This window comes from Ralstonia sp. 1138 (assembly GCF_040544795.1).
Classification (GTDB): domain Bacteria; phylum Pseudomonadota; class Gammaproteobacteria; order Burkholderiales; family Burkholderiaceae; genus Ralstonia; species Ralstonia flatus.
The window spans coordinates 43,892-63,928 of record NZ_JBEPKQ010000001.1; the positions used below are offsets into that span (position 1 = coordinate 43,892).

At 66.3% G+C, this 20,037-nt stretch carries 16 protein-coding genes; 10 read left to right on the plus strand and 6 right to left on the minus strand.

Annotated elements, in window-relative coordinates:
- Positions 1–108 precede the first annotated feature (108 nt).
- On the minus strand, positions 109–1,812 hold the full coding sequence (locus ABIC76_RS00235) for a M30 family zinc metallopeptidase (protein ID WP_354532558.1): 1,704 nt from the start codon (positions 1,810–1,812) through the stop codon (positions 109–111).
- Between the two features lie 306 nt (positions 1,813–2,118).
- Between ABIC76_RS00235 and ABIC76_RS00240 the strand changes: the two genes are divergently transcribed.
- The 6 genes from ABIC76_RS00240 to ABIC76_RS00265 all read left to right on the plus strand — a co-directional run bounded on the left by ABIC76_RS00240 (position 2,119) and on the right by ABIC76_RS00265 (position 9,202).
- Positions 2,119–2,985 carry a LysR family transcriptional regulator gene (locus ABIC76_RS00240; protein ID WP_354532559.1) on the plus strand — a complete coding sequence of 289 codons (867 nt, stop codon included), beginning with the start codon at positions 2,119–2,121 and terminating at the stop codon, positions 2,983–2,985.
- A 78-nt stretch (positions 2,986–3,063) separates the two neighbouring features.
- Positions 3,064–4,206 (plus strand): putative 2-aminoethylphosphonate ABC transporter ATP-binding protein, encoded by a 1,143-nt coding sequence (locus tag ABIC76_RS00245; protein ID WP_354532560.1) that lies wholly within the window; start codon positions 3,064–3,066, stop codon positions 4,204–4,206.
- A gap of 7 nt (positions 4,207–4,213) precedes the next feature.
- A complete protein-coding gene (locus ABIC76_RS00250; protein ID WP_354532561.1) occupies positions 4,214–5,965 on the plus strand; it encodes a putative 2-aminoethylphosphonate ABC transporter permease subunit in 1,752 nt (583 codons plus the stop codon).
- Between the two features lie 53 nt (positions 5,966–6,018).
- Entirely contained in the window at positions 6,019–6,897 is an 879-nt protein-coding gene (phnX, locus tag ABIC76_RS00255; protein ID WP_354532562.1) for a phosphonoacetaldehyde hydrolase, read from the plus strand.
- 55 nt (positions 6,898–6,952) lie between these two features.
- Positions 6,953–7,978: a putative 2-aminoethylphosphonate ABC transporter substrate-binding protein gene (locus ABIC76_RS00260; protein ID WP_102067717.1), complete on the plus strand. Its 1,026-nt coding sequence runs from the start codon at positions 6,953–6,955 to the stop codon at positions 7,976–7,978.
- 3 nt (positions 7,979–7,981) lie between these two features.
- A complete protein-coding gene (locus ABIC76_RS00265; protein ID WP_354532563.1) occupies positions 7,982–9,202 on the plus strand; it encodes a TIGR03364 family FAD-dependent oxidoreductase in 1,221 nt (406 codons plus the stop codon).
- Positions 9,203–9,263: 61 nt separating this feature from the next.
- Here ABIC76_RS00265 and ABIC76_RS00270 read toward each other — a convergent pair whose 3' ends face one another.
- Both ABIC76_RS00270 and ABIC76_RS00275 read right to left on the minus strand, forming a co-directional pair.
- Positions 9,264–9,947 carry an HAD family hydrolase gene (locus ABIC76_RS00270; RefSeq protein ID WP_354532564.1) on the minus strand — a complete coding sequence of 228 codons (684 nt, stop codon included), beginning with the start codon at positions 9,945–9,947 and terminating at the stop codon, positions 9,264–9,266.
- Positions 9,948–9,992: 45 nt separating this feature from the next.
- A complete protein-coding gene (locus ABIC76_RS00275) occupies positions 9,993–10,928 on the minus strand; it encodes a LysR substrate-binding domain-containing protein (RefSeq protein ID WP_354532565.1) in 936 nt (311 codons plus the stop codon).
- 238 nt (positions 10,929–11,166) lie between these two features.
- Between ABIC76_RS00275 and ABIC76_RS00280 the strand changes: the two genes are divergently transcribed.
- The 4 genes from ABIC76_RS00280 (at position 11,167) to ABIC76_RS00295 (ending at position 16,406) form a co-directional block, all read left to right on the plus strand.
- Positions 11,167–11,586 (plus strand): F0F1 ATP synthase subunit epsilon, encoded by a 420-nt coding sequence (locus ABIC76_RS00280; RefSeq protein ID WP_027678890.1) that lies wholly within the window; start codon positions 11,167–11,169, stop codon positions 11,584–11,586.
- 271 nt (positions 11,587–11,857) lie between these two features.
- The gene (locus ABIC76_RS00285; protein WP_354533518.1) at positions 11,858–13,828 is read left to right on the plus strand and encodes a TonB-dependent receptor plug domain-containing protein; all 1,971 of its coding nucleotides are present in this window, start codon (positions 11,858–11,860) and stop codon (positions 13,826–13,828) included.
- Entirely contained in the window at positions 13,825–14,397 is a 573-nt protein-coding gene (locus tag ABIC76_RS00290) for a YfiR family protein (RefSeq protein ID WP_354532566.1), read from the plus strand. Before ABIC76_RS00285 ends, ABIC76_RS00290 begins: the two co-directional genes overlap by 4 nt.
- A complete protein-coding gene (locus ABIC76_RS00295; RefSeq protein WP_354532567.1) occupies positions 14,394–16,406 on the plus strand; it encodes a putative bifunctional diguanylate cyclase/phosphodiesterase in 2,013 nt (670 codons plus the stop codon). Before ABIC76_RS00290 ends, ABIC76_RS00295 begins: the two co-directional genes overlap by 4 nt.
- Positions 16,407–16,422: 16 nt before the next feature.
- On the opposite strand, the gene ABIC76_RS00300 is transcribed toward ABIC76_RS00295, so the two are convergent.
- The 3 genes from ABIC76_RS00300 to ABIC76_RS00310 all read right to left on the minus strand — a co-directional run bounded on the left by ABIC76_RS00300 (position 16,423) and on the right by ABIC76_RS00310 (position 19,998).
- The gene (locus ABIC76_RS00300; RefSeq protein ID WP_354532568.1) at positions 16,423–17,310 is read right to left on the minus strand and encodes an EamA family transporter; all 888 of its coding nucleotides are present in this window, start codon (positions 17,308–17,310) and stop codon (positions 16,423–16,425) included.
- Between the two features lie 394 nt (positions 17,311–17,704).
- Positions 17,705–19,345, minus strand: coding sequence for a rhodanese-related sulfurtransferase (locus ABIC76_RS00305; protein WP_354532569.1), 1,641 nt, complete (start codon positions 19,343–19,345; stop codon positions 17,705–17,707).
- A complete protein-coding gene (locus ABIC76_RS00310) occupies positions 19,342–19,998 on the minus strand; it encodes a cysteine dioxygenase family protein (RefSeq protein WP_102067709.1) in 657 nt (218 codons plus the stop codon). The genes ABIC76_RS00305 and ABIC76_RS00310 overlap by 4 nt, the downstream gene beginning before the upstream one ends.
- Positions 19,999–20,037 lie beyond the last annotated feature (39 nt).

Here is a 20,037-nt window from a genome sequence, read left to right on the forward strand (position 1 = left end):
GCGCCGTGGGTTAAATGCCCACGGCGCCTTTTTCTTTTGGATGCTTCGCTGGATTCCGCCGCTCGGGGGAACCCGAAAGGGGAGCAGGCTCCATGAGCCTGTGTGGTGTCAGTGGATGATGATCGACACCGTGGAATACGCCGGCACCGTGATCGTCTCGCTGTACGTGCCGGCCTTCGTGCCGCGCGCCACCGGGAACTGGCCGAAGCCTTGCAGCGTCGCCGGCACGGACGTCGGCATCGTGCGCTGGCTGCTGTAGCTCGGGCCATTCAGCGCCGGGATCGAGAAGCCGCTGTCCGAGCGTGCCGGATACGCGAAGCCCGACGGGCTGCCCGGCACCGGCAGCAGCGCGACCGCCGTGCCCCAGCGGCCCGTTGCATCGCCCAGGCCCGCACCACCGCCGGCCTGGATGGCGTTGTTCAGTACCGCAGTCGAATCCGTCGACGAGAAGTTCTGCAGCAGGTTCGTGTAGTACACAATGCCGTATTGGCGCAGCAGGAAGCCGCCCAGGCTGCCCGAAATCGGATACCCGGGACACGACGACGACAGCGACGGATCGAACGCCGTCAGCGAGCAGTCGTACGCGCTTTGCAGCCAGGCCGGGAAGCGGCTGTCGCGCACGTTGTTGAAGCTCGGGTCGATCTGGCTGGAGAGCACGTCTTCCATCGTCATCGCCGTCATTTCTTCCAGCCACGTGCCGTACATGTACTGCGAGCCGTGCAGCACGCCGCGCTGATAGAAGTTGGCCATGTGCGTGAACTCATGACCGAGCGTCGAGATGACGGTGTTCAACCCGTTGGTGCCGCCCAGGTAGATGGTTTCCGAATCCACGTAGAGCGACAGCGACTGGTTCGACAGCGGCTGCGAGCTGGTGGTGAAGTTGTTGCGCGCCCAGAAGTAGCCCACGCGGCCATAGGCCTGGCCATCGGGCTGGATGTTCAGCACCACGATGTCGAGCGCCTGGTTCGGATCGATCAGGCTGGCCGAGCTGGAGTAGCTGCCCCACGGCTGGCCGACCAGCGAAGTGGCCAGCGTATAGACCGACTGCGTGCCCGAAGCAAACTTGGTGATGAGCGTGTTGATGATGCCGTCGCTGATCTTGCTGGAGCCGTATTCGGTGTTTTCCACCCACAGGTTGACGATGCGGCCGTCGGTGGCGGTGGCTTGCTGGCGCAGCGTGGCCGTGCGCACCGTCGCGGTGCCGTCCGGCTGCTGGTGGTTCCACGTGCGCTGCGTGCCGACGCTGGCGACAGACTGCGGACGCAGCACCGTATCGTTGGAGGCGCCTTGCGTCTTGAGCGGGCCGGCGCCGGTGGCGTAGCCGTCCAGCGCATGGATGTTGAAATCGGAAAGCTGCCGGTCGAACGCCGCGTTCGCGTCATTGCCTGCCAAGTCGGCGGCAGTCTTGGGGACCGTCGTGCCGGTGGTGCTGAGCAGCCCCAGGCCCGAGAGGGAGACGGACGGCATCGGCTGCGCCGCCGCGCTCTGGTTGGTGTAGACGAGCGTCACGCTCTGGCCCGTCAGCCCCGCGATCGACACCGGAACCGTGCCGGCCGATCCGCCCGTATTGGTCGCTTGCCACACGCCCACGCCCGAGCCGGCGTAAGTATTGCCCAGCGCGCCGCAGTTCGCCCCGCTGCATGCCGATGCCACGGTGATATTGGCGGATGAGCTTTGCGTTGCCGCCGGGGTGGCCCCCGAACCGCCGCCACCACCGCCACCGCCACATGCGGCCAGGGCGCCTGCTGCTGCCACCATCATCGCGATGGTCCATTGTTTAGTGCCGCGTACGTTGTTGCTGCTGCGTTCCATCCACTTCTCTCCAAATCCGCAAATACCGAATGCCTGCGCGAGCGCGGCTCGTGACCGCCCAGACGCAACACGCGGACGGATTCTCAAGGCGAAGTGGCGGATTCGATCCGTGGAAATGACGGCTTCACAGCCCTCAATTCCCCCCGATGTGGGGGTGCGCAAAGTTTGCGTTGTCGAAAAGGTTGAAAAAGTCGTAGCTGCGGGATGTAGAAGCAGAAAACGGAGGAGGGCGCCCGAAGCCACTTTGGCGGCGGGGCCGCCCGCTCCATCACAGCGCCACATAGGCGCTCCATACGCCACCCGCCGATGCTCGTCGCGCAGCTCAAATCGTTCTTCATGGTCGCCCGCCTGGGCAGCATCACGCTGGCCGCCAAGCAGCTTGGCCTGTCGCAGCCGACCGTGACTTCGCAGATACGCGCCCTGGAAGAGGCCTACGGCGTCGAGCTGTTTTACAGGGGCGGGCGCCGCCTGGCCCTGTCGGACGCCGGCGTGCGGCTGATGCCGCTGGTGGACCAGCTCGTGCGCCAGGAAACCGAGATCGACTTCTTCCTGCGCAATTCCGGCGACATGGGCTCGGGCCACCTGCGCATCGGCGCGACGGCGCCCTATTACGTGCTCGACATCGTGGATCGCTTCTGCAAGAGCCATCCCGGCATCGACGTCAGCATTGAAGCCGGCAACTCGGTGCAGATGCTCGAGGCGCTGCAGGAGTACCGGGTGGACGTGGCGTCGTCGTCGCAGCGCGTGGACGACGCGCGCTTTCTGCGTATTGAACTGGCGCGCGATCCGCTGGTGCTGGTGGTGCATCGCAGCCACGCGCTGGCCGATCGGACGAGCGTGCCGGTCAGCGCGCTGTCGCAATGCCGGCTGCTGGTGCGCGAAGTCGGGTCGACCACGCGCGCCATGACCGAAACGATGATGGCCCAGGCAGGCGTGACGCCGGCTTCCACGGTGGAGATCGGCAGCAGGGAATCTATCCGCGAGGCCATCACGCGCAACCTGGGCGTGAGCGTCATCGCCCGCCAGGAAGTGCCAAGCCACGCCGATCTGCGCGTGCTGCCGTTCGAAGGCGGCGCGCCGGAACTGAGCGAATACCTGTACTGCCTGCAGGATCGGCGCGAGGCGCGGTTGATTGCCGCCTTCCTGCGCCAAGTCCGGCCAGTCGCGTCGTAGACCGAACCAAAATCCGGAAATGCGCGCATTGGCGTTTTTGGGGTAACTGCCACAAGGGGTACATGTCGGCTGGCTACAGTGGCGACCGTTTTTGCCACTGTCTGCGCCCCCGTGCCCCTACCTCAGCCTGTTTCCAATCCCGCCTCGGGTTCCGCCGCGCCGTTCCTGTCCGTGCGACACGTCTCGCGCCGCTTTGGCGTGTTCACGGCGCTCGATGGTGTGTCGCTGGATGTCGCACAGGGCGAATTCGTCTGCCTGCTGGGCCCGTCGGGCTGCGGCAAGACGACCTTGCTGCGCATCATTGCCGGGCTGGAGGCGCACGACGGCGGCCAGATCGTCGCCGGGGGCCGCGATATTTCCAACCTGCCGCCGCGCGAGCGTGACTACGGCATCGTCTTCCAGTCGTACGCGCTGTTCCCCAACCTGACGGTTGCGCAGAACGTCGGCTACGGGCTGGACACCAGCAACGGCAACCGTGCGCGCATGCAGGCGCGTGTCTCGGAGATGCTGGCGCTGGTCGGCCTGGCCGGCAGCGAGGCGAAATACCCGTCGCAGCTGTCGGGCGGCCAGCAGCAGCGCGTGGCACTGGCCCGCGCGCTGGCGCCCGCGCCGTCGCTGTTGCTGCTGGACGAGCCGATGTCGGCGCTGGACGCGCAGGTGCGCGAACACCTGCGTATCGAGCTGCGACGCCTGCAGCGCAAGCTGAACGTCACCACGTTGATGGTCACGCACGACCAGGACGAGGCCATGGCGATGGCCGATCGCATCGCGGTCATGTCCAACGGCCGCATCGAGCAGACCGGCTCGCCGGCGGAGATCTATTCGCGGCCGGCTACCGGCTTCGTCGCCGGGTTCGTCGGCCAGGCCAACTGGCTGCCGCTGGAGCGCGCCGAAGACGGCACGCCCACGCTGGCAGGCCAACCGCTGCTACTCGATCCCGCTTTCGCAGACAGTGCCTCGACGCCAGGCCGGCTCTTCTGCCGCCCCGAGGCCGTCACGCTGCACCCCGACGACGACGCCCCCAACCGCCATCTGGCCCGCGTGGTCGATCAGATCTACCTGGGCAGCCGCACGCGCGTGACGTTGTCGATCGATGGCCTGGCCGATGCGCCGCTGGTGGCAGAAGTGGCATCGAGCGCGCTGCAAGCCGGCCGCAGCGGCCTGGGCGACAGCAAGCTGTGGATCGCGCTGGAGCGCGACGGCCTGCGCGTGTATGCCTGAGGCCACGATGTCGATGCTGCCTCCCGAGACCAACGTGGTTGTGGCCACGCAATCCGAACCGGTTCGCGCTGCGAGCCGGCCATTCTGGCGTACCGATGCGCCGGTGCTGACCGGCATGAAGCTCGGCTGGTTGCTGTTGCTCACCCTCGGTCTGCTGCTGCCCACGGCGATGATGCTGTTGCAGGCTACGGGCCTCGTTGCCAGTGCCCGCAGCACGGACGAGCATGGCTTCGCGCTGGTCGCCCACGTGGTGCAGGGGCCGAATTTCCTGGCCATGGTGGGGCGTACGCTGGCGGTCTCCAGCGCCGTGGCAGCGATTGTGGTGCCGCTGGCGTTTGCCCTTGCCTATGCGGTGCAACGCACGCGCATGCCGTTGCGCGGCACGATGCGCACGCTGGCGATGCTGCCGCTGTTTGCGCCGTCGTTGCTGCCCGGCATTGCGCTGGTCTACCTGTTCGGCAACCAGGGCCTGTTCAAGGCATGGATGAACGGCAGCAACATCTATGGCTTCTGGGGCATCGTGCTGGGCGAGGTGTTCTACACCTTCCCGTATGCACTGATGTTGCTGCTGGCAACGCTCACGCTGGCGGATGGCCGCCTGTATGACGCCGCGCGTGCCATGGGGGCGAGCCCATGGCGCACGTTCCGCACGGTCACGCTGCCCGGCGCGCGCTACGGCTTGTTTGGTGCCTTTGCGCTGGTCTTCACGCTGGTGGCGACCGACTTTGGCGTGCCGACCGTGGTGGGCGGCAGCTATCAGGTGCTGGCCGTGGAGGCCTACAAGGCGGTGGTGGGGCAGCAGCAGTTTGCGCGCGGCGCCGTCATCGGCTTGATGCTGCTGCTGCCTGCGCTGCTGACCTTTGCGGTCGAGCGCCTCGTGCAGCGTCGTCAGCACGCCGCGCTGGCCAGCCGCGCACAACCCTATCACCCGCAGCCGGATCGCCTGCGTGACGGGCTTTTCCTATTGCTGAGCGCGTTGGTGGTTGGCGGGATTCTGCTGATGCTGGCCACCGCCGTAGGCGCGTCGCTGGTGAAGCTCTGGCCGTACAACCTCGAGCTGTCGCTGCGCAACTACGACTTCGACAACATGGACGGCGGCGGCTGGCTCGCGTATCGCAACAGCCTGAAGCTGGCCGCGCTTACCACTGTGTTCGGGACCGCGCTGATCTTCACCGGCGCGTGGCTGGTCGAAAAGACGCGTGCCGCAGGCTGGCTGCATTCGGCCATCCGCTTTGCGGTGCTGCTGCCGATGGCGGTGCCCGGCCTCGTGCTCGGTCTGGGCTACGTGTTCTTCTTCAACCATCCGGCCAATCCGCTCAACGGCCTGTATGGCGGCATGGCGCTGATGGTGCTCTGCACGATCATGCACTGCGCCACGGCAGCGCACCTGACGTCGGTGGCGTCGCTCGGGCAGCTCGATCCGGTGTTCGAGGCGGTGTCGGCTTCTCTCAAGGTGTCGGCGCTGCGCACGTACTGGCGCGTGACGCTGCCGATGTGCCTGCCCGCCGTCCTGTCGTGCGCGCGCTACTTGTTCGTGTCGGCCATGACGACCGTGTCGGCGGTGATCTTCCTCTACAGCCCGGACACCGTGCTGGCGTCCGTGGCCGTGTTGAACATGGACGACGCCGGCGACATCGGCCCCGCTGCGGCCATGTCCACGCTCATTCTCGTCACGTCGATCGTCGTATCGCTGCTGCTGGAGCTGGCCATGCGCGGCATCGTACGCCGCACGCAGGCCTGGCGCACGGCGGCGCATTGAATTCTTAGTCCGTCATCGCAACAGCAGAACCACAGCAGAAAGGAAGCAAGAACATGGGTGATTCCTCCCCAATCACGGCGCGCCAGGCGGGCGCAGACCGCCTCAATCCCGGCAGCACGTCGTTGCGGCTGGAAGCTGCGGTGCTCGACTGGGCCGGCACCGTGGTCGACTTTGGCTCGTTTGCGCCCACGCAGATCTTCGTGGAAGCGTTTGCGGAATTTGGCGTCGCCATCACGCTGGACGAAGCGCGCGGCCCGATGGGCCTGGGCAAGTGGGACCACATCCGCACGCTGTGCAACGACGGCGCGATTGCCGCGCGTTTCTCGCTCGCGCACGGTCGCATGCCGACCGATGACGATGTCACCGCCATCTACAACCGCTTCATGCCGCTGCAGATCGAAAAGGTCGGTGCGCATTCCGCACTGATTCCGGGCGCGCTGGACACCGTCGCCGCACTGCGCGAAGCGGGTTTGAAGATCGGCACGTGCTCGGGTTACCCGCGCGTCGTGATGGACCGCGTGGTCGATCTGGCTGCCAAGGCCGGCTACACGCCCGACTGCGTGGTCGCTTGCGACGAAGTGCCCCGCGCCCGCCCGTGGCCCGCGCAGGCCCTGCGTTGCGTGGTCGATCTTGCCATTGGCGATGTGGCTGCCTGCGTAAAGGTCGACGACACCGTGCCCGGCATCGAAGAAGGCCGCCGCGCCGGCATGTGGACCGTTGCGCTGCTGATGTCGGGCAACGCGCTGGGCCTGCCGTACGCGGAATACGCCGCGCTGTCTGCGGATGAGCGCGCGCGTCATCGCGTTGCCATCTCGGCCGGCTTTGCCGCCTGCCGACCGCACTACGAGATCGACACGATTGCCGATCTGCCTGAAGTCGTGGCCGACATCAACCGCCGCCTCGCGCGCGGTGAGCGCCCGCAGTGCATCTGAGTTTGTTGTCCTGTCTGTTGTCTTTTCCGCTGCATCACACCATACCGAGGAAACCATGACCGCACGTCTTTCCCTGCTGGCCGCTGCAATCACGTCGGCAACGATGGCGTTTGCCACGTCGGCGTTCGCCAAGACCACGCTGACCGTGTACACGGCGCTGGAAGCCGACCAAGTGAAGGCGTATCAGGATGCCTTCGAGAAGGCCAATCCGGACATCGAAATCAAATGGGTGCGTGACTCCACCGGCGTCGTCACCGCCAAGCTGCTGGCCGAGAAGAACAACCCGCGCGCCGACGTGGTGTGGGGTCTGGCTGCATCGAGCCTGGCCATCCTGGACAAGGAAGGCATGCTGACGCCGTACGCACCGGCCGATCTGGCGAAGATCGGTGCAACGTACCGCGACAAGGCCAACCCGCCGGCATGGGTCGGCATGGACGCCTGGGGCGCCGCCATCTGCTTCAACACCGTCGAAGCGCAGAAGCAGAACCTGCCGAAGCCGACGTCGTGGGCCGACCTGACCAAGCCCGTCTATGCCGGCAAGATCGTCATGCCGAACCCGGCGTCGTCGGGCACCGGCTACCTCGACGTGAGCGCCTGGCTGCAGACGATGGGCGAGCAGAAGGGCTGGGCCTACATGGACGCGCTGCACCAGAACATCGGCCAGTACACGCACTCCGGCTCCAAGCCTTGCAAGATGGCGGCGTCGGGTGAATTCCCGATCGGTATCGCGTTCGAATACCGCGCCGTGAAGTCGAAGAAGGAAGGCGCCCCGATCGATATCGTGCTGCCGTCGGAAGGACTGGGCTGGGACGTGGAAGCGACCGGCATCATGAAGGGCACCAAGAACCTGGAAGCGGCGAAAAAGCTGGCTGACTTCTCCGCAAGCCCCGCCGCGATGGCGCTGTACGAGAAGAACTTTGCCGTGGTCGCCACGCCCGGCTTCTCCAAGCCGGATCCGCTGCTGCCGGCCGACTACGAAAAGCGCTTGATCAAGAATGACTTTGCATGGGCCAGCGCCAACCGTGACCGCATCCTCGCCGAGTGGACAAAGCGTTACGACGGCAAGTCGGAGAAGAAGTAAGCGATGCAAGCTCCCGTATCTCAAGGGAGCCTGGATGCCAGCACCGACGTCGCGATCGTCGGGGCTGGCATTCTGGGCTTGGCGCACGCAGCCGCGGCCGTCAAACGCGGGCTGCGCGTGGCGGTGTTCGAGCGCAGCGACATCGCAGTCGGTGCATCCATCCGCAATTTCGGGCAGATGCTGGTGACCGGCCAGCCGCCCGGCATCATGCTGGATCTTGCGCGCGAAAGCCGCGCCCTCTATCTCGACTGGGCCGACAAGGCTGGCATCTTTGCGCGCGCGAACGGTGCCTTGCTATTTGCCCGCAATGCCGCTGAAGAAGCCGTGCTCGACGAATTCATGGCGACGCGTGCACCGGCCTTTGGCTACAACGTCAAGCTGCTGCGCAGCGCCGACCTGGCGAACCTCTACGATGGCCGCTTCCTGCGCCACCGCGCGGCGCTTCAGGGCTTCGACGATCTGCAGCTCTATTCGCGCGAAGCCATTCCGGCGTTGGCGTCGTGGCTTGCCACGCAAGGCGTGCGCTTCCATTTCGGTACGCTCGTGCGCCATGTGGAAGGCGGCCGGCTGGAGACAACGGCCGGCGTGTGCAACGCCCAGCGCGTCGTCGTCTGCAGCGGTCACGATTACCAGACGCTGTGCGCTGACCACCTTCGGGTTCTGCAACCGCAGGTGTGCCGCTTACAGATGCTGCGTGTCACGCCCGAAGATGGCTTCCGCCTGGAACATGCCGTGCTGACCGGCCTGTCATGCACACACTACGGTGCATTTGCGGACTTGCCGACCGCTCGGGCCTTGGCCATGCAGATCGAGCATCAGCGCCCCGAGCTGGCGCGTCACGGCATCCACCTGCTGGTGAGCCCGACGCCGTACGGCGACTGGATCGTTGGCGATTCGCACGACTACGGCCAGGACGCCCGCCCGTTCAATGCCGAGTCGGTCGACAACCTCATGCTGGATCTCGCCCGCGACACCTTCGGCAGCAAGCTGCGCGTAGTGGAGCGTTGGCAGGGCGTGTACGGCGCCAAGTGCCATGTGCCGGGCAGTGGCGCATTCTCCATCACCCGCGTCGACGACCGCACCACGGTCGCGCTAATGCACAGCGGCATTGGCATGAGCGTCGGACCGGCGCTGGCGCATCGGCATGTGGATGCGCTGGTCGACGGCACCGCGCTGCCGCAGTGGACGCCGCCGGCAAGCACGCCCGCAACAATGGCTGCCTGACGGAGCGTCGTTCAGCGGCAAGACGCCCGCACGGTTCACGCCGCGCGGGCGTTTTTTGTTTTTAGGCAGCAAAGAGTTCGACGATCGGCCAGCCGCGCGATTCGGCCACGGCACGCAAGGTGCTGTCGGGGCTCACGGCCACCGGGTGTGAAACCGCCTCGAGCAACGGCAGATCGTTGCGTGAATCGCTGTAGAACACGGTGCGCGAGAAGTCCGTCATGCGCTGGCCGCGCTGTGCGAGCCACTCCGTCACGCGCACGATCTTGCCCGCGCCGAACGTGGCCGTGCCGAGCGGATTGCCCGTGAAGGCGCCATCGCTGTGGCCGTTGACGGTCTCGCCCTCCACCGCCAGCAGGTGCGGCACGTTGAATGCCGCCGCGATCGGCTCGGTCAGGTAGCGGTGCGTGGCGGTGACGATGCAGCACAGGTCGCCGGCGCGCAGGTGTGTGTCGACCAGTTGCCGCGCGCTCGGCAGCATGGCCGGCGTGATGATGTCGCGCAAGAACGTGGCACGCCAGGCGTCGAGCCGGGTGCGCGGGTGCTGGGCCAGCAGGCCGAGCGAGAAGCGCGCATGTCGCGCAAAGTCCAGCGTGCCGTCGCGGTATTCCCGCATCCACCGTTCGTTGGCCTGCTCGAAGACGCTTCGATCCACCGCGCCCTGGGCGACCAGAAAGCGGCCCCATTCGTATTCGCTGTCAATGGGCAGCAGGGTGTGGTCGAGGTCGAACAGGGCAAGCGATTGCATACAGCAGGCGGGCAGGGGCGGTTGAAAAACCGCGAGGTTACGTCCCTAGCGCGTCGCGGCTGTGTCCATCGCCATAACTTTGGCGATGAACGCATCGGCCTTTTTACTGGGTGCCTGCGCAAGCTGCGGGTTCAGGCAGTCGAGGAACGCCCGCACCAGCCGTGCATCCTTGCGCTCCTTCAGGAAGTACAGATATTCGTGGATGATCGGCGCGTGGTCGGCAAACGGCAGCACGCGCACGTCGGGCCGGCGCGGTGCTTCACGGGCGGGCACGATGCTGCAGCCCAGCCCCAGGCTGATCGCCTCGTAAATGGCTTCGCGGCTGCCGATGATGCTCGTGCTGGCGGGCTCGATACCGGCCGCGGCGAACGCGTCTTCGGTAACGCGGCGCGTGACGGAACCCGGCTCGCGCATCAGCAGCTGGCAGCCGGCAATGTCGCCCAGCGTAATGCTCGGGCGCCGACCGAGCGCGTGGTCCAACGGCACGACCAGCACCATCGTGTCCTCAGCCAGCGTGATGCGATGCAGGCGTTCGTCATTCACCGCGTGAGACGACACCGCCAGGTCGATGCGCACCTCCGAAAGCGCCTCCAGCATCTGCTGCGAGTTGCCGAATTCGATGGTGATTTCGATGGTCGGATGGCGCGCGCGAAACGCCGCCACGCTGGGCAGGATGTAGTACGGGCCCGTAGCGCCCACGCGCAGGTTGCCCGTGCGCAGATCGCCGGCATTGCGCAGGAGAAAATCGACGTCGCCTTCCTGCTGCGCAAGGCGCTCCACGATGGGCATGAGGCTCACACCCAGATCGGACAGGTCCAGCCGGCTGCCGCGGCGGTGGAACAGCTCCACGCCGTACATCTCTTCGAGTTGGCGGATGCGCCCCGTCACCGTGGGTTGCGACAGACGCAGGCGCTTGGCGGCGGACGTGACGCTGCCCTGGCGCGCCACCTCGAAGAACGACATCAATAGATCGCCCAGCATGGTTGTGTTTCCCTGATATGTCTTTTTTGATCGTCAGGCGGCCCAGTCTAGGCAGCGTTTGTGACGCTACATGCAGTGAAACCTTACGGTCAGCCATGGACAGATGCGCGGGCGGGCAGCCATTGCCGCGTGCAAGTCGACGTGGCCTGTGCGCCATCGAAAAGGCGGCGCCCGCGATGACGGCGCGGGCGCACATCGTGCTACCGTGTTGACCTATGCGCGCAACAGAGGAGGGACCATGCCGGTGCTGAAGGTCGATGTCGTCACGGCAGAAGAACGGCTGTACGAAGGCAACGCCAAGTTCGTGGTGATCCCCGGCACCGAGGGTGAACTGGGCATCCTGCCCGGCCATGAGCGTCTGCTCACGCGCTTGCGCCCCGGCACCGTGCGCGTCACGCAGGAAAACGATGAAGAGGTGATCCTGTTTGTGGCCGGTGGCTTTGTCGACGTGCAACCCGAACAGGTCATCGTGCTGGCCGACACCGCTGTGCGCGCGCACGACCTGGACGAGGCCAAAGCCGAGCAGGCTCGCAAGGCGGCAGAAGAGCACATGCAAAACAGCAGCAGCAAATTCGACTACGCCCGCGCCCAGGCCGAACTGGCGGAAGCCGTTGCGCAGCTGGCCGCCATCGAGCGTTTGCGCAAGCGCCGCCGCTGAATTTGCCATCACATCCGCGCTAGGGCGTCGTCCCGTCCTCGGAGGGGGTAAAGAACCGCGCCGCGCCTCCGTTTTAAAGCAGAACTATCGAATTCCCGCTGAGCGTCCTCCAGAGACGTGATCGGTTCTGCCGGTTCTGCTGATGCCGCCCCTTGTTGTGATTGCCCGTGCGCTTGCGCCGGGTTGCCGGAGACACCCGAGTGCCAAGCGCTCATGCGCGTTGCGCTGGCAGTTGCCACGCACGCTGACCGAGCCGCAGCGAATCGCGCAAATGTTTGCTGTGGCGGGCACGTTGCTTTCCACGGGCGCGCTCGCGCAAACGGACGTGGCCGACCTGACTGCGTTGCCCATCGAGCAGCTCATGCAGGTTCAGGTCGTCACGGGCGCATCCAAGTACGCACAGGCGGCCAATGAGGCACCGGCCAACGTTTCGGTCGTCACCGCCGCAGACATCAAAGCCTATGGCTGGCGCACCCTGGCCGACATCCTCGGCAGCCTGCCGGGGCTCTACACCAACTACGATCGCAGCTACAACACGCTGGGGGCGCGCGGCTTCTTGCGTGCGGGCGATTACGACACCCGCTTCCTGCTGCTGATCGACGGCCATCGCACCAACGACCCGATCTTCGACCAGGCGGCCGTCGGCACCGAAGCCATCCTCAACGTCGACCTGATCGAGCGCGTCGAGTACGTGCCCGGAGCGGGCTCGGCGGTGTACGGATCGAACGCGCTGTTTGGCGTGATCAACATCATCACCAAGCGCGGCCGTGACATCGACGGCGTGCAGGCCAGTGCATCGACAGGCAGCGCCAATGCGCGCGACGCCCGCGTGACGTGGGGCAAGCGGGCCGAGAACGGCGCCGAGTGGCTGCTGTCGGCGAGCGTAAACGACGCCCCCGGCCGTGACCTCTACTTTCCCGAGTTCAACCAGCCGGGCGTGAGCGACGGTGTGGCCCGCGGCATGGATTTCGACCGCGCCAAGCGCCTGTTCGCCAAGGGCAGTTTCGGCGAGTTCGGGATGACGTTCGGCTACGTCGATCGCACCAAAGGCGTGCCGACGGCCCCGTACGACCAGAGCTTCAACGACCCGCGCTCGCGCGCCGTCGATACGCGGCACATGTTCAACGGCACCTGGCAGCACGCCGTGGACGACACGACCGACGTGTCGGCCCGGTTGTTCTGGGGGCGGTATACGTCGCTGGGCGACTACACGTATAACCCGCCCCCGGCCGGCATCAACCGCGATGTGTTCGATACCGCGTGGTACGGCACGGAACTGAAGCTGGTGACGCGCCGTATCGAGCGCCACACGCTGGTCATGGGCACCGAGCTGCAGCGCGACTACCGTGATGCAATGCGCAATTTCGATACGGCGCCGTACGTCAGTTACCTGGACGACCATCGCACCAACAACCGCCTGGGCGTGTACGTGCAGGACCAATTCATGCTCCATCCGGATTGGCTGCTGGATACGGGCCTGCGCTACGACCACACGAGCTTCACGCCGGGCATCTTCAGCCCGCGCGTCGGCCTGATCTGGCATGCCGCTCCCACGACCACCGTCAAGGCGATCTACGGCATGGCCTATCGCGCGCCGAACGATTACGAACTGAACTATCAGACCAGTGCACCCGGCGGCCAGCAGATCACACACGGCCTGTCGGCCGAACGCATCCGGACGTATGAAACGGTGGTCGAACAGCAGGTCGCCGCGGGCGGCAAGGCCACGTTGTCGGTGTTTCAGAGCAACGTTTCCAACCTGATCAGCCAGAGTGAAGATCCGAACACGGGGCTGCTCTTTTTCAGCAACGTGGCGCGCGTGCGCACACGGGGCGCAGAACTCGGCTACGAGCAGACCTGGCCGGGCGGCACGCGCCTGCGCACGAGCTACAGCTTCCAGCGTTCCGAAGACATGGACACCGGTCAGACGCTGGCCAATTCGCCGCGCCACATGCTCAAGCTCAACGCCACCATGCCCGTGTGGCGCGACGACTGGCGCGCCGGGGTCGAGGCGCGGTACATCAGCAATCGGCTGACGACCACGGGGCAGGTCGGCGGTTACTGGATCGCCAACCTGACCTTGCTGGCGGCGCGGCTGGCACCCAATCTGGAGATGTCGGCCAGCGTCTACAACCTGTTCGATCGACGCTACGCCGATCCGGCCGGGCCGGAGCAACCGCAGTCGTCCATCGAGCAGGATGGGCGTGCCTTTCGCCTGAAATTCACCTACACCTTCCGATGAACAGCCCGCACGGCAGCGTCCGACGCGCACGAAGCCGAGGCCCGCGCAGGTTCTGCGCGGTGCTCGGCGCCGTGCTGGCGGGCGTGGCATGCATGGGCGCCACGCAGGCGCAGATGCAGGCCAGCGAAGTGCAGGTCAAGGCGGCGTTCATCTACAACTTTGCGCTGTTCACCAACTGGCCGGCCGATGCCATGCAGGCCGACGCGCCGATGGTGGTGTGCGTCACCGCCCAGCACCCGTTGCAGGCGGCCTTGGAAAAACTGACAGGAAAACCCGTGCGCGGACACCGCCTGGAAATCCGAAAGATCAACGATGGCACCGTTGCCGGCTGCCATGTCCTGGTGTTCGACGCGCGCGCCTCGAACGGTGTGCGCGTCGATCCGGCCACGCCCGTGCTGACGGTGTCCGACAGCCCGAAGGGCCAGCGCGCCGCCGGCAACCCCGACCCGATGATCGCGTTGGCGCTGCATGACGATCGCGTGGTCTTCGATATCGATGCCGTGGCCGCACGGCAGGCGCGTCTGCAGCTCAGCTCCCAGCTGTTGCGCCTGGCGAGGAGCGTGCAATGAGCGAGTCCATCACGACCTCTCGGCCGCGGCTGGGGCACTCGGTGGTGCGGGCCAACATGGCCGGTGCCGGTGCGGCGCTGACCATCGCCGGCTTCCTGCTGATCGTCTTCCAGTTCATTGCGTTGCATGCGGCGCTGGTGCGCGACGTACACGTGCAGGCGCGCATCGTCGGGGCCAACAGCGTGGCCGCGCTGCTGTTCAACGACCGTCACGCGGCGGAAGAGACGCTGGGCGCGCTGGAGGCGTCGCCGTCGCTGCGCGCGGCCGGCATTTTCACCGCCCTGCGCAAGCCCTTGGCGCTGTATCAGCACGGCGATGCGGCTCCCGTGCTCGCCCCCGATGCCGCCATGCTGCGCGACTCGCATGTCTCCACGCTCACCACGCTCGAGGCGGTCGAGCCGGTGGAGTCGGAGCGCCGCGTGATCGGCTATGTGGTGGTGCGCTCAAGCCTGAGCGAGCTGTACATGCAACTGCTCGGCTATGCGGTGCTGACCGTATCGGTGGGCATCGGCGCAATGGGCCTCGCGTATCTGGTGATCGCACGCATGCGCCGCGCGGTACTGCAGGCGGAGGCGCATCTGGACTACCTCGCCCACATCGACTCGGTGACGGAACTGCCGAACCGACACGCCTTCAACGAACGCCTGCAAGTCTCGCTCAAGCGCGCAGGCCAGACGGGTGCGGTGGGGCTGCTTCTGCTGGATCTGGACAACTTCAAGGTCGTCAACGACACGCTGGGCCACAACAACGGCGACCGCCTGCTGCGCCAGGTTGCGCGGCGGCTGAACGACGTGATCGACCAGGCCAACCTGCGTGCCGTGTTGTGCCGCATCGGCGGCGATGAATTTGCGGTGATCGCTGAACTGTCGGGCCGTGCGCAGATTGCCCAAACGGAGGCGGCAACGCTCGCCGACGGATTGGCCAAGCGCATTCTTGCCGCGCTGGCGGCGCCGTTTGCGCTCGACCTGCACCAGATCTACGTGACGGCCAGCGTGGGCGTCAGCCTGTATCCGCATGACGCACGCGACGTGCAGGTGCTGACGCGCAACGCCGACACGGCCATGTATCACGCCAAGAACCGCGGCAAGAATGCCGCCGCCAGTTTTACGTCGGAGATGGACCAGCAGGCGCGCCGCCGCCTGCGCGTGGAAGCCGACCTGCGGCGCGCGCTGGACCGCGACGAATTGTTGCTCGCCTACCAGCCGCAGGTGCGCCTGCGCACCGAAGGCGCACACGACGCAGCGATCTCCAAAGCAAACGTCTACGGCGTGGAGGCACTCGTGCGGTGGCGACATCCGGAGATCGGGCTGATCGGCCCGGGCGAGTTCATCGCCGTGGCGGAAGAAACCGGCCTGATCGTGCCGCTCGGCCTCTGGGTGCTGCGTACCGCGTGCCAACAGGCCGTGCGCTGGATGCGCGAAGACGGCATCACGCTGCGGGTGGCCGTCAACCTGTCGGCCCGGCAGACGCGCGACCCGGCGCTCGTCGAGAACGTCATGGACGTGCTGCGCGAAACCGGCCTGCCGCCGCATCAGTTGGAACTCGAAATTACCGAGAGTGTGCTGATGGAAGACATCGAGGCCAACATCGCGCTGCTCGAATCCCTGCACGCGGCCGGCATCAGCCTGTCCATCGACGATTTCGGCACCGGCTATTCGTCGCTCGCGTATCTGCAGCGTTTCCCGATCCAGAAGCTCAAGATCGACCGCAGCTTCGTGCAGCGCATGCCCGGCGACGGCGAGGCCATTGCCGGTGCGGTGATCGCCATGGCGCACAGCCTGCGCATGCAGGTCGTGGCCGAAGGCGTGGAAGACCCCGAGCAGCTCGCGCTGCTGCGCGACGCCGGCTGCGACCTGGGGCAGGGCTACCTGTTCTCGCGCCCGCAGCAAGCCGACACGTTGCTGGCGTGGCTCAACCGGCTGGACACCGCCGAGGACGACGGCAGCGCCGTGTTTGCCGACGGCGAAGCGGCGCCGAGCGCGTCGTTGCCGTCGTCGTTGGCGGGCTAAACCGTCATGCAGGCCTTCAAGCAGCCGCCCGCCGCGCCGCGCGCGTTGCCCCGGCCGTCAGCACCACCACGGCCGCGAGGATGATGCCCGTGGCGCCCAGCGTCTGCGGCGCGACGACTTCATCCGCCAGCCATGCGCCCATCAGCAGGGCGATGGGCGGGTTCACATACACGTAGCTTGTTGCCATGACGGTGGACACGCGTTCCACCAGCGCCATGTAGGCCGTGAAGGCGATGGCCGAGCCGAACACCACAAGGTAGCCCCACGCAAGCGCAGCATGCATGCCGATGTGGCTGGGCCACGTTTCGCCGGTGAGCAGGCTGAGCACGACGAGTGCCACGCCGCCAAAGGCCATCTCCAATACGAACGCCGTCATGCCCTTGGGCATGTCGATGCGCTTGGAGAGCTGCGAGCCGAACGACCATGACGCGATGGCGGTGGTCAGCGCGAGCACGCCGACCGTGCTGGCCTGGAACTCCGCGCCACGAAACAGCACCGCAATCCCGATGCTGCCCAGCGCGATGGCGCCAATCTCATAGGCCCGCAGGCGGCCGCCGGCCAGCAGCGTCCAGAGCGTGGAGAACAGCGGCATCGACGCGATCATCACCGTGGTCGCACCCGACGAGATGGTCTGCTCGGCCACCGCCGTCATGCCCATGCCGCCCACCAGCATGAAGGCGCCGATCAATGCGCAGTTGCTGACTTGTCGCGCACTCGGCCGCTCTTCGGGCTGCTTGCGCTGTCGCAGGATGACGAGCGGGGCGAGCAGCACCGCCGCAGCCAGAAAACGCGAGCCCATCATCAGGAAGGGCGGCAGATCGGTCAGCGCAAAGCGGATGGCGAGATACGTTGTGCCCCACACCACGTAGGTGATGAGCAGGCACAGGGCGATGAAGGGGGACATGACGGAACCTCTGCGAGGAAGTCCCGATGCTACTCAACGCCGGCTTATGCGCAAAACGAGTTTTGTTATCGCTCGTTGTGAGCGGCGTTAGCAAGCAAGTGAGTGGAGGCGTATGTGGAGTTTGAGACGCCAATCATGGGGTTCCAGACCTCACGGTCGGGGTGGCGAACCTCGCGTGCGGGGTTTGGAACCCCATGCATGGGGTTCCGAACCTCAATGTTGGCGTTCGGACTACGAGATATCGAGGTTCTGAACGCCACCGGTCACGTTCCGAACGCCAACGTTGGAGTTCGGAGCCTCAAGCGCGGCGTCCGGAACCTCGAGCGTGGCGTGTTGGAACCCCAAGTGTCGGGTTCAGAACGCCAAGCGTGACGTTCCGAACCTTGGCGGCCCTTCAGATGACCCGGAACCCGTGCGTTCCGTCGCGCCGCAGCTGCTCCACCAGACCGAACTCCCAGTCGAGATAAGCCTGCATGGCGGTGCGCGGCGCGCTCGTGCCTTCATACGGGCGGCGGTAGCGGTCGATGCGGTCCGAGGCCAGGCGAGTCTCGCCGGCTTCAACGGGCAGGCCGGCGGCCACCCATGCTGCGGTGCCTCCGTCGAGCACCCACACCTCGGCCTGCGTCAGCTTGGCAAGGTCGGCGGCGGCAAAGCGGGCGAGCTGGCTGGAGCCGCACGTGAGCACGTAGCGGCGGGCTGCTGGGATGCGCGCCAGCGCTGCGGGCAAGTCGGAGCGCACGGCAAACCATGCACCCGGAATATGGCGCGCAACGTAGTTGGCGCTGCGCGTGACGTCGATGACGGCGGTGTCGCCCGCTTCCAGCCAGCCGGCCAGGGCGCGGGCGTCGACCGTGCGCACGGCCGGAGGCTGTGGGGCGGGTGTCTGCCACGTGCCGGTGACGCTGCGCTCGCTGGCGTCGACCGGATCGACGACGTAGACCTCCCAGCCCATTTGTGCGAGCCACGAGGCGGACATGTCGGCGCGCACGCCGTCGTCATCGGCCAAGACGATGCGGGCGCCGCGCACGGCGGCGGTGTGGTCCGTTTCCTGCACGAGCTGGCCGCCAGGCGCGCTGGCAAAGCCGGGCAGATGGCCGGCGGCATATTCCTCGGGCGTGCGTACGTCGAGCTTGTAGAGCGTGCGGTCCGGCGCCTCCAATTTGGCAACGTCAGCCAGCGCAATGCGCGGCACGTTGGCGCGTTCGGCCACGGCGCGTGCATCCGCCTGGGCCTGCGCGCGCGTTTCGGCAGACACGTCCTGCGGGTGACGGCGGCTGGCGCCATGGTCCAGCACCTGATCGGCCAGCAGCCAGCCGATGGTGCCATTGCGCAGTGCCGCCACCGGGTTGGGGATGCCGGCATTCACGAGCGATTGCGTGCCGATGATGCTGCGCGTGCGGCCTGCGCAATTGACGATGACCTGCGTGCTCGGGTCCGGCGCCAGCTCGCGGATGCGCAGCACCAGCTCGGCGCCCGGCACGCTCGTCGCCGTGGGGATGCTCATGGTCTGAAACTCTTCATAGCGGCGCGAATCGACGATCACCACGTCGCGCTTGGCATCAAGCAGCGCCTTGACCTCCTGCGCGCTGAGCGACGGCGTGTGGCGATGCGCCTCCACGTATTCGCCAAAGGATTTGCTCGGCACGTTCACGTCCTGGAACACTTCGCCGCCGGCTGCGCGCCAGCCATCGAGGCCGCCTTCGAGCAGGTACACGCGCGTATAGCCGAGTTCAGCCAGCTTGGCCGCCGCGCGCGGGGCGAGGTCCACGCCATCGTGCACGCCGTACAGCACGATCAACGTATCGCGGCGCGGAATGCGCGACCACGCTTCCAGCTCCAGCCGGGAGAGCGGCAGGTTGGCTGCCCACAGCGGATGCGCCTGGGCATACGGGTCTTCCTCGCGGACGTCGACCAGCGCGATCTCCTTGCGGGCCAGCAGGGCGGCGCGCACGTCGGCATACGCCAGTGTCGGCACGTGGGTTTCGGCCAGCGGTGCAGCGACCGGCGATTCGATGGCGTCGATGGTGGTGCTCATGATGCAGGCGTGTCCTTGGAACGGTCCCAGAGATTGGGCAGATGGGTATTCGAATAGCCGGAGACGAAAGGCTTGCGCTCGCCGTCTTCCGTATAGACGGAGCGGTGGATGCCGCCGATGTTGCCGCCATAGACGTGGATGCTGATCGACGTGCGATCGTCAAAGGCGTTGTGCACGCGGTGGATATCGCCCACCCGCGGCGAGACGTGTTCCACAGCGCCCGGCTCCAGGCGGATGGCCGGGCCGTCGGGTTGCGGTTTGCCTTGCGCGTCGAGCTTGAACGGCTGCGAGTATTCAGCGCCGCGCAGCATGCCGATCAGGCCCCACGTGGTGTGGTCGTGGATCGGGGTGCGCTGGCCGGGGCCCCAGACAAAGCTGACGATGGAAAAGCGCTCGCCCGAATCGGCATGCAGCAGGAACTGCTGGAAGTGCTCGGGGTGCGGCTGCGCGTATTCAGCGGGCAACCAGTCGTCGCGGGCGACAAGCGCGCCGAGCAGGGCTCCGGCGCGCGAGAGGATCTCGGCTTCGGTCGGCTGCTGATCCAGCAGGCGCGACAGCGCAGTCACGAAATCACGCAGCGGTGCGATGGACTGGATTGCGGGTGCCGCAGAGGAAACAGCAGCGGAAGCGGCAGCGAGGGCGGGCGTGCTCATCGGCGGGTTCCTGATGTGGGGTTTCGGTGCATCTTGCTG

Coding starts and splice junctions, on each gene's coding strand:
- ABIC76_RS00235 (WP_354532558.1), bottom strand. CDS start 1,812: ATGGAACGCAGCAGCAACAACGTACGCGGCACTAAACAATGGACCATC.
- ABIC76_RS00240 (WP_354532559.1), top strand. CDS start 2,119: ATGCTCGTCGCGCAGCTCAAATCGTTCTTCATGGTCGCCCGCCTGGGC.
- ABIC76_RS00250 (WP_354532561.1), top strand. CDS start 4,214: ATGTCGATGCTGCCTCCCGAGACCAACGTGGTTGTGGCCACGCAATCC.
- phnX (WP_354532562.1), top strand. CDS start 6,019: ATGGGTGATTCCTCCCCAATCACGGCGCGCCAGGCGGGCGCAGACCGC.
- ABIC76_RS00260 (WP_102067717.1), top strand. CDS start 6,953: ATGACCGCACGTCTTTCCCTGCTGGCCGCTGCAATCACGTCGGCAACG.
- ABIC76_RS00265 (WP_354532563.1), top strand. CDS start 7,982: ATGCAAGCTCCCGTATCTCAAGGGAGCCTGGATGCCAGCACCGACGTC.
- ABIC76_RS00270 (WP_354532564.1), bottom strand. CDS start 9,947: ATGCAATCGCTTGCCCTGTTCGACCTCGACCACACCCTGCTGCCCATT.
- ABIC76_RS00275 (WP_354532565.1), bottom strand. CDS start 10,928: ATGCTGGGCGATCTATTGATGTCGTTCTTCGAGGTGGCGCGCCAGGGC.
- ABIC76_RS00280 (WP_027678890.1), top strand. CDS start 11,167: ATGCCGGTGCTGAAGGTCGATGTCGTCACGGCAGAAGAACGGCTGTAC.
- ABIC76_RS00285 (WP_354533518.1), top strand. CDS start 11,858: ATGTTTGCTGTGGCGGGCACGTTGCTTTCCACGGGCGCGCTCGCGCAA.
- ABIC76_RS00290 (WP_354532566.1), top strand. CDS start 13,825: ATGAACAGCCCGCACGGCAGCGTCCGACGCGCACGAAGCCGAGGCCCG.
- ABIC76_RS00295 (WP_354532567.1), top strand. CDS start 14,394: ATGAGCGAGTCCATCACGACCTCTCGGCCGCGGCTGGGGCACTCGGTG.
- ABIC76_RS00300 (WP_354532568.1), bottom strand. CDS start 17,310: ATGTCCCCCTTCATCGCCCTGTGCCTGCTCATCACCTACGTGGTGTGG.
- ABIC76_RS00305 (WP_354532569.1), bottom strand. CDS start 19,345: ATGAGCACCACCATCGACGCCATCGAATCGCCGGTCGCTGCACCGCTG.
- ABIC76_RS00310 (WP_102067709.1), bottom strand. CDS start 19,998: ATGAGCACGCCCGCCCTCGCTGCCGCTTCCGCTGCTGTTTCCTCTGCG.